The organism is Caulobacter sp. P1_B12_2 (assembly GCF_056406675.1).
On the sequence record NZ_JBFTZS010000101.1, the window covers coordinates 1 to 11,739 of the forward strand.

Annotated in this window: 10 protein-coding genes and 1 pseudogene; 9 read left to right on the forward strand and 2 right to left on the reverse strand. The window is 69.6% G+C overall.

The genetic code is table 11. The annotated features are described in order from the left end of the window. The first annotated feature begins 17 nt into the window (after positions 1-17). Positions 18-602: a GDP-mannose pyrophosphatase gene (locus AC1DZ6_RS08545; RefSeq protein ID WP_477096769.1), complete on the forward strand. Its 585-nt coding sequence runs from the start codon at positions 18-20 to the stop codon at positions 600-602. Positions 603-685: 83 nt separating this feature from the next. Here the strand turns inward: AC1DZ6_RS08545 and AC1DZ6_RS08550 are convergent, their stop codons facing one another. Next, positions 686-2,791, reverse strand: coding sequence for a hybrid sensor histidine kinase/response regulator (locus AC1DZ6_RS08550; protein WP_477096770.1), 2,106 nt, complete (start codon positions 2,789-2,791; stop codon positions 686-688). Between the two features lie 305 nt (positions 2,792-3,096). Between AC1DZ6_RS08550 and sdhC the strand changes: the two genes are divergently transcribed. The 6 genes from sdhC to AC1DZ6_RS08580 all read left to right on the forward strand — a co-directional run bounded on the left by sdhC (position 3,097) and on the right by AC1DZ6_RS08580 (position 8,265). Continuing rightward, entirely contained in the window at positions 3,097-3,504 is a 408-nt protein-coding gene (gene sdhC, locus AC1DZ6_RS08555) for a succinate dehydrogenase, cytochrome b556 subunit (RefSeq protein WP_477096771.1), read from the forward strand. A gap of 2 nt (positions 3,505-3,506) precedes the next feature. Further along, positions 3,507-3,914 (forward strand): succinate dehydrogenase, hydrophobic membrane anchor protein, encoded by a 408-nt coding sequence (gene sdhD / locus AC1DZ6_RS08560; RefSeq protein ID WP_477096772.1) that lies wholly within the window; start codon positions 3,507-3,509, stop codon positions 3,912-3,914. Further along, on the forward strand, positions 3,914-5,701 hold the full coding sequence (gene sdhA, locus AC1DZ6_RS08565) for a succinate dehydrogenase flavoprotein subunit (RefSeq protein WP_477096773.1): 1,788 nt from the start codon (positions 3,914-3,916) through the stop codon (positions 5,699-5,701). The genes sdhD and sdhA overlap by 1 nt, the downstream gene beginning before the upstream one ends. Positions 5,702-5,712: 11 nt before the next feature. Next, positions 5,713-6,495, forward strand: a complete 783-nt coding sequence (locus AC1DZ6_RS08570) for a succinate dehydrogenase iron-sulfur subunit (protein ID WP_477096774.1) — start codon at positions 5,713-5,715, stop codon at positions 6,493-6,495. Positions 6,496-6,692: 197 nt separating this feature from the next. After that, complete coding sequence (locus AC1DZ6_RS08575) at positions 6,693-7,913, forward strand: NAD(P)/FAD-dependent oxidoreductase (RefSeq protein ID WP_477096778.1); 1,221 nt, start codon at positions 6,693-6,695, stop codon at positions 7,911-7,913. 31 nt (positions 7,914-7,944) lie between these two features. Next, positions 7,945-8,265 (forward strand): 2Fe-2S iron-sulfur cluster-binding protein, encoded by a 321-nt coding sequence (locus AC1DZ6_RS08580; protein ID WP_477096775.1) that lies wholly within the window; start codon positions 7,945-7,947, stop codon positions 8,263-8,265. A 168-nt stretch (positions 8,266-8,433) separates the two neighbouring features. On the opposite strand, the gene divL is transcribed toward AC1DZ6_RS08580, so the two are convergent. After that, positions 8,434-10,746, reverse strand: coding sequence for a cell cycle protein kinase DivL (divL, locus tag AC1DZ6_RS08585; protein WP_477096776.1), 2,313 nt, complete (start codon positions 10,744-10,746; stop codon positions 8,434-8,436). Between the two features lie 139 nt (positions 10,747-10,885). Between divL and AC1DZ6_RS08590 the strand changes: the two genes are divergently transcribed. Both AC1DZ6_RS08590 and AC1DZ6_RS08595 read left to right on the forward strand, forming a co-directional pair. Then, positions 10,886-11,299 carry a metallopeptidase family protein gene (locus tag AC1DZ6_RS08590; protein ID WP_477096777.1) on the forward strand — a complete coding sequence of 138 codons (414 nt, stop codon included), beginning with the start codon at positions 10,886-10,888 and terminating at the stop codon, positions 11,297-11,299. Then, positions 11,296-11,673: pseudogene (locus AC1DZ6_RS08595) on the forward strand (SWIM zinc finger family protein); the annotation flags it as partial. The gene AC1DZ6_RS08590 and the pseudogene AC1DZ6_RS08595, both read left to right, overlap by 4 nt. Positions 11,674-11,739: the final 66 nt, after the last annotated feature.

Genomic DNA, 11,739 nt, shown 5'->3' on the forward strand with positions numbered 1-11,739 from the left:
GGGATTAGGAGAGCCCGATGAGCGTCAAAGACCGCGTTCGCGTCCACGAGACCCGGCTGCTCTCCGACAACTGGTACGTCCTGAAGACGACCACCTTCGACTGGAAGCGCCGCGACGGCAGCTGGCAGACCCAGCACCGCGAGCACTACGACCGGGGCAACGGGGCGGTGCTGCTGCCCTACAACCTGGCCGCCCGCACGGTGCTGCTGGTCAAGCAGTTCCGCTATCCGGCCTTCGTCAATGGTTACGACGACCTGCTGATCGAGGCCGCCGCCGGCCTGCTGGACGACGCCGAGCCGGAGGTGCGCATCCGCGCCGAGGTCGAGGAGGAGCTGGGCTATCGCCTCGACGCGGTGCGTCCGGTGTTCCAGGCCTTCATGAGCCCGGGCTCGGTGACCGAGATCCTGCACTTCTTCGTGGCCGAGTACGACGCCGCGATGCGGAYCGGCGACGGCGGCGGCCATCCGGACGAGGGCGAGGACATCGAGGTGCTGGAACTGGGCGTCGACGAGGCCCTGGCCATGGTCGCCGACGGCCGCATCCGCGACGCCAAGACCATCATGCTGCTGCAGTGGGCGGCCCTGAACGTGTTTCGGGATTGAGCCGGGGACATGCCCTCGCGGCGTGTCCCCAAGACCAGGCGCGGCCTTGCTGAGGGGACACGCCGCAAGGGCGTGTCCCCGGCTCAGGCTTGTTCCCGTTCCGCACCTTCCGCCGGCGCCCGCACGCCGGCCCAGCGGTCGACGGCTTCAATCAGCTCCAGCGGCGAGATCGGCTTGCCGATATGGCCGTTCATGCCGGCCTTTGCGCTGGCCTCCACATGTTCGGGCAGGACGTCGGCGCTCAGCGCGATGATCGGGGTGTCGCGGTTGGCGCTGTCCTGGGCCCGGACGGCGCGGGCGGCGGCGAAGCCGTCGACCTCGGGCATCTGCAGATCCATCAGGATCAGGTCGAACCGCTCGCAGGCGGTCAGGCGCAGGGCCTCGGACGCGCCGGCGGCTTCGGAGACCTCGTGACCGACGGCCTGCAGCATGGCGCGCACCAGTTCGCGATTCACCGCCACGTCATCGACGACCAGGACCTGAGCGCGGACGAACGGCCCGGCGCGCTCGACGCTCGCGCCCGCCGGAACCGGCGCGGCTTCCTCGGCGCGGACGTCGAAGGCGAAGATCGAGCCGCCGTCCGGCGCGGGTTCCATGGCGATCGAGCCGCCCATCAACTCGACCAGGCCCTTGCAGATCGACAGGCCCAGGCCCGTGCCGCCGTAGCGGCGGCTGATCGATCCGTCGACCTGGAAGAAGCGCTGGAAGAGGCCGTCGCGCTTGTCCTCGGGCACCCCGCAGCCGGTGTCGCGCACCGAGACGCGCAGCACGCCGTCGGYATGGCGCACGTCCAGGCGGATCTCGCCGGCCTCGGTGAACTTGATGGCGTTGCTGATCAGGTTGACGATCACCTGGCGCAGCCGGTTGCCGTCTGCCTCCAGGACCGCGGGGGCGCCGGGGTCGAGATCGAGCGACAGCGCCAGGTCCTTGGCGCGGGTCTGGTCGGCGAACAGGGCCATCACATCGTCCAGGAACGGCGCCAGGGCGAACGGCTGGGGCGCCAGGGCCACGTGGCCGGACTCCAGCTTGGAGAACTCCAGGATGTCGTTGACCACGGTCAGCAGGGTCATGCCCGCCGTCCTGACCCGGCGCACGTAGAGGCCGGCCTCGGGCGGCAGGTCGTGGAGATCGCTCAACAGGCTTGAAAAGCCGTTGATCGCCGTGAGCGGCGTGCGGATCTCGTGGCTCATATTGGCCAGGAACTCGGCCTTGGCCTCGGCGGCGGCCTCGGCGCGCAGCTTGGCGTCCATCAGGGCGGCTTCGCGGGCGCGGGCCTCGGTCACGTCCATCAGGGCGCCGAACAGGGTGGCCACCTTGCCCTCGTCGTCGGGCTCGACCGCCGCGTGGCAGACGACGTGGCGCACGGCGCCGTCGGTCCTGGTCAGGCGAGCCTCGAACTCGAACGGCTCGCCCGTCGCGGCGGCGGCCTTCAGTCCGTCCCGCCAACGGCGGCGGTCGGCGACGTCGAAATGGGTCAGCTGGGTTTCCAGGTCGGGGACGCCCGTCGAAGGCTCCCGCCCGTAGATCCGGAACACGCCTTCGGACCAGGTGGTCTCGCCGCTGGCGAGATGGACGCGCCAGTGACCGACCCCGGCCATGTCCTCGGCCATCAGGGCGATGCGGTGGGCCTCGCGAATGGTGCGGGCGTCGGCCTCGGCGCGATCCTGCGCCTCGGCCACCTCGCGGCGGGCGCGTGTCAGGTCGATCTGAAGCGAGCGGAAGACCCGGAAGACCAGGTAGGTGGTGGCCAGCACCGTGGCGATCCGCCAGGGCTGGTCGCGCTGGACCAGCCGCACGCTGGCCCCCAGCTGGACCACGGCCATCGAGATCAGCATCGGCGTCAGATTGGTCAGCAGACGTTTTGGCCGGGCGTAGTCGCGCACCAGGATCTCGAACATGACCACGCCGTAGAGGGTCACGCCGAAGGTCTGGGCGGCGCCGATCTGGAAGAAGGTCAGGTAGAAGCCGGCGAGGGCGTAGCCGGCGCTCTGCATCCAGGCGAAGAGATCGGCGGCCGCGTCCGAGGTTCGCGCCTCGGCGACGGCCAGGGCGGCCATCGCCGCCATCCAGAAGAACGGCGCGGGATCGTTGGAATAGGGCAGGGTGGCGCAGAAGACGACGGCCGAGAACACCAGGCGCGCGCCCATCCCGCCGGTGTCGCCGCCCGAGACGCGCAGCACGTCGCTCACCGCGCCGAGTCTGCGTCGCCAGCCGGCAGCCGCCGGCGTGTCCGTCAAAATCCCCGCGGCCATTCAACGCACCCCAACTCGGTCAACCGACCGTTTACCATTCAGGGCTGAACGAAAGGTTGAACGCGGTCGGCGAACGCCGGTCGGCTCCGGGCGCCGTGGCGGAAGCCCCGGCTTTGGCGCTCGGTCACGCGTATCCTCACTGCCCTGATAACGTTTCTCAACAAGGGCGGCCGCGTTGACACCCCCAACGTCGCGCTTAAAAGCATCCCGCAACGCACAAAGCCAAAAGGTTGGACGCAACCATGACCGAGACCAGCGGGGGACTTCCCGACCGCCCCCTGTCGCCGCACCTGCAAGTCTGGCGCTGGCACATCACCATGGCCTGCTCGATCCTGCACCGCGCCACCGTCTTCGCGCTGTATGTCGGCGTGCTGCTGCTGGCCGGCTGGGCCGTGGCCCTGGCCTCGGGTCCCGACGCCTACGCCTGCTACGCCGGGTGCCTCGGCTCGTTCCTCGGCAAGCTGGTCCTGTTCGGCCTGACCGTCGCGGTGCTCTACAACATCGCCTACACCGTGCGTCAGACCGTCTGGGACGCCGGCAAGGGCTTCACGCCGAAGATCGCCGACATGTCCGGCGCCTGCGCCATCGCCTTCGCGGTGGTCGGCGCGATCGTCGTCTGGGTGATCGCCGCCCAAACCGGAGCGCTCTGATCATGGCTGGTCCTTCCTCCTCCGGTCGCTTCCGTACGCCGATGTCGCGGGCCCGCGGCCTGGGCGCCTCGCACCACGGCGTGGGTCACTTCATCACCGAGCGCGTGTCGGGCATCGCCCTGATCCCGCTGGCCCTGTGGGGCGTGTTCGCCGGCCTGCGCCTGGCGGGCCTCGGCTTCGACGGCGCCGCCGCCTGGGTGGCCATTCCGCACAACACCGTCCTGCTCAGCCTGCTGATCGTCGTCGCCCTGATCCATCTGAGGCTTCAGGTGCAGGTGGTGATCGAGGACTACGTCCCGGACTTCACGATCAAGACCGTGCTGGTCCTCGCCAATCTTTTCGTTTGCGTCCTCGGCGGCGCTCTTGGGGTCGTGGCGATCCTCAAGGTCGCCTTCACCGGAGCCTTCTGATGTCGGCCTACAAGTTCATCGACCACAAGTTCGACGTCGTCGTCGTCGGCGCCGGCGGCTCGGGCCTCCGCGCCGCTCTGGGCTGCGCGCAAGCGGGCCTGAAGACCGCTTGCGTCACCAAGGTGTTCCCGACCCGCAGCCACACGGTCGCCGCCCAGGGCGGGATCTCGGCCTCGCTGGGCAATATGGGCCAGGACGACTGGCGCTGGCACATGTTCGACACCGTCAAGGGTTCGGACTGGCTGGGCGACCAGGACGCCATCGAATACCTGACCCGCAACGCGCCGGCGGCGGTCTACGAGCTGGAGCACTGGGGCGTGCCGTTCTCGCGCACCGTGGACGGCAAGATCTATCAGCGCGCCTTCGGCGGCATGACCAAGAACTTCGGCGAAGGCCCGATCCAGCGCACCTGCGCGGCGGCCGACCGCACCGGTCACGCCATGCTGCACACGATGTACGGCCAGTCCCTGGCCCACGACACCGAGTTCTTCATCGAGTACTTCGCGCTCGACCTGATCATGGAAGACGGCGTCTGCCGGGGCATCACCGCCTGGAAGCTGGACGACGGCACCCTGCACCGGTTCCAGGCCCAGCAAGTCATTCTCGCGACCGGCGGCTACGGCCGCGCCTACTTCTCGGCCACCTCGGCCCACACCTGCACCGGCGACGGCAACGCCATGGCCCTGCGCGCCGGCCTGCCGCTGCAGGACATGGAATTCGTGCAGTTCCACCCCACCGGCATCTACGGCGCCGGCTGCCTGATCACCGAGGGCGCGCGCGGCGAAGGCGGCTACCTGACCAACTCGGAAGGCGAGCGCTTCATGGAGCGCTATGCGCCGTCCGTGAAGGACCTGGCCCCGCGCGACATGGTCAGCCGGGCCATGACCATCGAGATCCGCGAAGGCCGCGGCGTGGGCCCCAACAAGGACCACATCTTCCTGCATCTGGACCACCTGGATCCGAAGATCCTGCACGAGCGCCTGCCCGGCATCTCCGAGACCGCCAAGGTCTTCGCCGGCGTCGACGTGACCAAGGCCCCGATCCCGGTCCTGCCGACCGTCCACTACAACATGGGCGGCATCCCGACGAACTATCACGGCGAAGTCGTCACCAAGTCGGGCGACAACCCCGACCAGGTGATCCCCGGCCTGATGGCCGTGGGCGAGGCGGCCTGCGTCTCGGTGCACGGCGCCAACCGCCTGGGCTCCAACAGCCTGATCGACCTGGTGGTGTTCGGCCGCGCGGCCGCGCTGCGCTGCGCCGAGATCCTCAAGCCCATGGCCACCCAGCCGGAGCTGAAGGACAGCATGACCGACGCGCACCTGGCGCGCTTCGACCGCTTCCGCAACGCCAACGGCGCCCAGCCGACGGCCGCCCTGCGCCTCGAAATGCAGAAGGCCATGCAGGAGGACGCCGCGGTGTTCCGCACCGGCGAGAGCCTGGAAAGCGGCGTCGTGCGCCTGCAGGCGGTCTGGGACAAGGCCAAGGACATCAAGGTCAGCGACCGGGGTCTGGTGTGGAACACCGACCTGATGGAGACCCTGGAGTTCGACAACCTGATCGCCCAGGCCGTCGTGACCGTGGCCGGGGCGGTCAACCGCACCGAAAGCCGCGGCGCCCACGCCCGCGAGGACTTCTCCACGCGTGACGACGCCAACTGGATGAAGCACACCCTGGCCTGGCTCGACCAGGGCACGGGCAAGGTGAACATCGATTTCCGGCCGGTGCACAGCTACACGATGTCCAAGGACATCGACTACATCCCGCCCAAGCAGCGCGTGTACTGAGGGTACGATCGATGGTTCAGCTCACCCTCCCGAAGAACTCCACCGTCCAGAACGGCAAGACCTGGCCCGCTCCGGCCGGCGCCAAGAACACGCGGTCGTTCAAGGTCTACCGCTACGATCCGGAAGACGGCCGCAACCCGCGCTGGGACACCTACGAGGTGGACCTGGACGACTGCGGCCCGATGGTCCTGGACGCCCTGCTCTATATCAAGAACACCATCGACCCGACGCTGGCCTTCCGCCGCTCGTGCCGTGAAGGCGTCTGCGGCTCGTGCGCGATGAACATCGGCGGCCGCAACACCCTGGCCTGCACCCACGGCCACGCCGACACTCCCGGCAAGGCCGTGCAGATCAGCCCGCTGCCGTCGCAGCCGGTGGTCAAGGACCTGATCCCGGACCTGACGCTGTTCTACGCCCAGTACGCCTCGATCGAGCCCTGGCTGCACACCGTGACGCCCGAGCCGCAGACCGAGTGGAAGCAGTCGCCCGAAGACCGCTCCAAGCTGGACGGCCTCTACGAGTGCATCCTGTGCGCCTGCTGCTCGACCTCGTGCCCCAGCTACTGGTGGAACGGCGACAAGTATCTGGGCCCGGCGACCCTGCTGCATGCCTATCGCTGGCTGATCGACAGCCGCGACGAAGCCACGGGCGACCGCCTCGACAACCTCGAGGATCCGTTCAAGCTCTATCGCTGCCACACGATCATGAACTGCGCCCAGGTCTGCCCCAAGGGCCTGAACCCGGCCAAGGCGATCGCCGAGATCAAGAAGATGCTGGTGGAGCGCGTGGTCTAGACACCACGGCTCTTGCCGCCTCGTCCTTCGACGGGCTCGGGACGAGGCCTGTTCCATCGCCGCAGAAGATCGCCCATTACTGACAAGGATGGACGGTCTTCGAGCCCAAGGCCGATCGGCTTGCAAAAAGGTGACGCTACCGTCATCTTTGCTCGAACGGGAGGACTGCGGCGTTGAGTGAAGCTGGAACAGGTGACCTGAACGCCCGCGTCGTCATCGTCGGGGCCGGCCATGCCGGCGGTTCGGCCGCCGCCTTCCTTCGCCAGTACGGCCATGTCGGCCCGATCGTGCTGATCGGCGACGAGCCCCTGCTGCCCTATCAGCGCCCGCCGCTCAGCAAGGCCTGGCTGAAGGGCGAGGCCGACGCCGACAGCCTGCAGCTCAAGCCCAGCAGCTGGTACGAGGAAGCCGGGGTCTCCCTGCGCCTGGGCGGCGTGGTGGTGTCGATCAATCGCGGCGCCAAGACGGTGGCCCTGGCCTCGGGCGAGCACCTTCCCTACGACTATCTGATCCTGGCCACCGGGGCCCGGGCCCGCGCCCTGCCGATCCCCGGCGCTGACCTGGCCGGCGTGTTGTCCCTGCGCACGGCGGCCGACGCCGAGGCCCTGRAGACCGCCCTGGGTCCGGACAAGCGCCTGGCGGTGGTCGGCGGCGGCTATGTGGGCCTGGAGGCGGCGGCCTCGGCCCGCGCCCTGGGCGGCCATGTGATGATCATCGAGCGCGAGCCGCGCGTGCTGGCCCGGGTGGCCTGCGAGACCCTGTCGAACTTCTTCCAGGACTATCACGGCGCCCGCGGCGTGGCCTTCGAGCTGAACGCCGGGGTGGCGGGCTTCGACGGTGAGGACGGTCATGTGACCGGCGTCCGCCTGACCGACGGCCGGGTGGTGGCCTGCGACGTCGCCCTGGTCGGGGTCGGGGCGGTTCCCAACGAGGAGCTGGCCCGCGACGCCGGCCTTGAGTGCGCCAACGGCGTGGTGGTCGACATCGAGGCGCGCACGGCGGACCCGTTCGTGTTCGCCATCGGCGACCTGACCCATCGGCCGTTGCCGATCTACGGCCGCCAGTTCCGCCTGGAGAGCGTGCCCAACGCCCTGGAGCAGGCCAAGCAGGCCGCCGCCGCCATCGCCGGTCGCCCCATGCCGCCGCACGAGATTCCGTGGTTCTGGTCCGATCAGTACGACCTGAAACTGCAGATCGCCGGCCTGCCGTTCGACGCCGACACGCAGATCGTGCGCGGCGACGTGGCCGCCGCCAAGTTCGCCGTCTTCCACCTGAAGGGCGATCTGGTGCAGGCCGTCGAGGCCGTCAACGCGCCGCCCGAGTTCATGGCCGGCAAGCAGCTGATCGCCAAACGCACGGCCGTCAGCATCGAAAAGCTGGCGAACTCGTCCATTTCCATGAAAGAAGTCGCGGCGTAAAACGCCCGTTCAAAAGCGCCTTAGGGGACCCATGGCCAAGATCACCTACATCGAGCACGACGGCACCGACCACGTCATCGACGTCAAGCCGGGCCTGACGGTCATGGAAGGCGCGGTGAAGAACAACGTGCCGGGCATCGACGCCGACTGCGGCGGCGCCTGCGCCTGCGCCACCTGCCACGTTTATGTCGACGACGCCTGGACCGGCAAGACCGGCGAGAAGTCGGCCATGGAGGAGTCGATGCTGGACTTCGCCGAGAACGTGGAGCCGAACTCGCGCCTGTCGTGCCAGATCAAGGTGAGCGACGCGCTGGACGGGCTGGTGGTGCGGCTGCCCGAGAGCCAGCACTAAGGTTTGTTTTCCGGGGCGGTGACTCACCGACTTGCCCCCACCTGACCGCTTCGCGGTCTGTCCGCCCCCATGGGGGGCGGAGGACGCGTGCACCGTACCTCTTCCCCCTGCGGGGGAAGACGATCGCGAAGCGATCCGTAGGGGGCAAGTGTTCGCCCGCACGAAGCTTCAGAACCCGAACTCCGGCTGCGCCGCCCCAGGCTGCTGCGTTTCCGGCAGATGGCAGGTGAACATCGAGCCCGCGCCGGGTTCGCTCTCCAGCGCCACCCAGCCGCCGTGCAGCTCGACCAGCGCCTTGACCAGGGCCAGGCCCAGGCCAGGGCCGCCGCGGTCGCGGCCGACGAAGCGGTCGAAGATGTGGGCCTGGACGTGGAAGGGCACGCCGCGGCCGGTGTCCGACACGTCCAGCCGCACCTCGCCCAGGGCGCGCCGCGCCGACAGGGTGACCACCCCGTCCGGCGGGGTCTGGCGCAGGGCGTTCTCGATCAGGTGGTCCAGGATCTGCGACAGACGCTTGTGGTCGCCCCGGATCAGGCCGACGTCCTTGTCGCATTCGACTGCCAGGGTCACCCCGCCCAGCTGAGCCAGTTTCAGCGACCGCTCCTGGGCGTCGCTCATCAGCCCGGYCACGCGGATGTCCTCGATCTCCAGCGCCATCTCGCCGGCGTCGATCTGGGCCATGTCCAGCACGTCGTCGATCGAACGGGCCAGCTGGGTGGCGGCCGAGCGCACGGAGGCCACGTGGCCCCGGCTGCGTTCCGACAGGCCGTCGGCCCGCTCAAGCAGCTCCGAATAGCCGATGATCGTCGTCAGCGGCGTGCGCAGCTCGTACGAGACGTTGCCGACGAAGTCGCGCTTCAGCCGCTCGGCCTCGGTCAAGGCCTGGGAGCGGTCGGCCAGGGCGCTTTCCAGCTGGCGGGTGTCGGTGACGTCGGCGAAGGCGATCAGCGTCGCGCCGTCGGGCAGCGGGCGGCTCTGGTAGACGATGATGCGATTGTCCGAGGTGCGGGTCTCGCCCGAGGTCGGGGCGCGCATCTGCGGATCGGGATCGGCCACCCGGCCCTTCAGCTCGCGCCAGAAGCTCAGGTCGTGCAGGCGCGGCACGCACAGCTCGACCACGCCCTCGAAATCGACCGCCGCCTCAAGCGCCTGGGCCGAGACGTTCCAGAAGGTCTCGAAAGCCTCGTTGTGCAGCCGCAGGCGGCCGTCCGAGCCGAACACCGCCACGGCGTCGTTCAGCTTGTCCAGCGTGGCCTGCTGCACCTGGATCAGGGCGTTGTACTGGGCCTTCAGCCGCAGTTCGCCGGTGATGTCGGAATAGAGCAGCAGCATGCCGCCCAGCGGGTGGGGCTGGCGCACGACGCGCAGGGTGCGGCCGTCGGGCAGGTCCCACATCTCGTCGGGCTGGGGTCCCAGGTCCTCGTAGCGGGCCAGTTCGGCGGCCTTCCACTTGGCGTAGTCGACCGTCTCGGGCAGGCGGCGGCGTTGGCGCAGGCGGTCCAGCACCTCGCCGTGGGTCGGACGGTCGGCCAGCCAGGCCGGCTCCAGGCCCCACAGGTCGGCGAAGGCGGTGTTGTGGAAGGCCAGGCGGCGGCCGGCGCTGAAGATCGCCACGCCGTCGGCGATGTGGTTGAGGGTCTCGTCGTGGGCGGCGACGTGCTTCTTCAGCGCGTCGCGCATGTCCTCGACCTCGGTGACGTCGCTGCTGAACACCCCGACCCCGCCGCCGTCCAGCGGCTGGGCCGAGAAGCGCAGGGCGCGGCGGCGGCCGTCCAGCGGCACCCAGCGGACCAGTTCGCGCAGCTCGCCGGCCTTCGCGGCCTCGACGACCAGGGCGTCGGCGGCCCGATCGATCGACTTGTTGTCGCGGGTCGCGTCGGCGGCGGTCTCGACCCCGACCACGCGCAGATAGRCCGCGTTGCCCCACACCGGCGCGCCGTCCGCGCCCGAGATCCAGGCCGGCTCGACCAGGCCGTCCATGAAGGCCGCGAAGCGGGCGGCGTCGGGCAGGCCGGTTTCGTTGGCGGCCGCCGCGGCCAGGCGCAGCCAGGCCCGGGTCCCGGCCGCCCGGCCCTCGACCAGCACCCCGCCGCGCGCGCTCCGGGCCTCGAAGGCGCAGACCTCGCCCTGTTCGAACAGGGCCTTCAGCTTGTGGGCGTGGGWCGGATCGGCCTCGGTCAAGGCCAGCACCACGGCCTGGGCGTCGGCGGCGACGTCGAGGATCCGGGCGCATTCGGTCAGGGCGTCCTCGCCGGACACCAGGTCGACGCCGCCGTCGTGGATGACGACCAGGGCGCTCTCGAACGCCTCGGCGGCCCCCTGGCTGTCCATCAGCCGGGTCTCCAGCGTGGCGGCGCGGGTCTTCAGGCGGGCGAGGTGGTCCTCGAACCGCCGTCGCTGGGACATCGCCCACAGCGTGGCGCAAAGGGCGAGGCAAACCGCGCCGGCCGTCGCGGCCAAGATCAGGTCGGACGAGGTCATCAGGCTTGTCGTCGGCCCCCGGGCTGCGGACGTGGTTAGCGAATCAGATTCACAGATTAGGCCGCGCGTGACCAGAGCGCGATGAGCGCCGCTGTCGCGGAGGCTTTCCGGCGCGATCCCTCCGGCCTATGTACCGACCATGACCTGGACAGACCGACTTGCTCCGGCCCTGGCGCCCTCGCTGGACGATTTCGCCGCCCTGGCGCGCCAGGCCTTCGACGACCTGCCCGCCGATTTCCGCCGCCAGACCGGCGACGTGGTGTTCCGCATCGACGATTTCGCCTCCGAAGAGGTGCTCGACGACCTGGGCATCGAGGATCCGTTCGAGCTGACCGGCCTCTACCAGGGCGTGGATCTGGGTCGCCGCTCGATCCTCGACCCCTCGCCGCAGCCGTCGATGGTGTTCCTGTATCGCCGGCCGATCCTCGACGAATGGTGCGAGCGCGGCGACGTCACCCTGGGCGAGCTGATCGCCCACGTGCTGGTCCACGAGATCGGCCACCATTTCGGCCTGTCGGACGACGACATCCACCGCATCGAGGACGACGCATGAGTTCGGTTGACCGCCTGTTCGACGCGCAGGCCTGGCAGGGGCGCATGGAGGCGCATTGGTTCGAAAGCGGCGTCCAGCTGGCGGAAGCGGGCAAGGTCGACCTGGTGGCCATCGAGGACGACGCCGTCACCGCCCACGTGACCGGCAGCGCCGGCGACCTTTACGTGGTGAGCCTGCGCGCCCCGGACGGCGAGGGCGCCTGCACCTGCCCGGGCTTCGACAAGTTCGGGGCCTGCAAACACCAGGCCGCCGTGGTCGTGGCGGCCAACCTGCTGGACGGCACGGGCCGAGGCTATGTCCGCGACCGCCTGGCGCGGCTGCGCGACGGCCTGGCGCTGGAGAGCAAGGACGCGCTGATCGAGCGGATCGTGGAGCGCCAGGCCGTCGCGCAGCCGCGCCAGGCGGTCGCGGACATAGCCTCGGCCCGTGCCGTCCAGCAG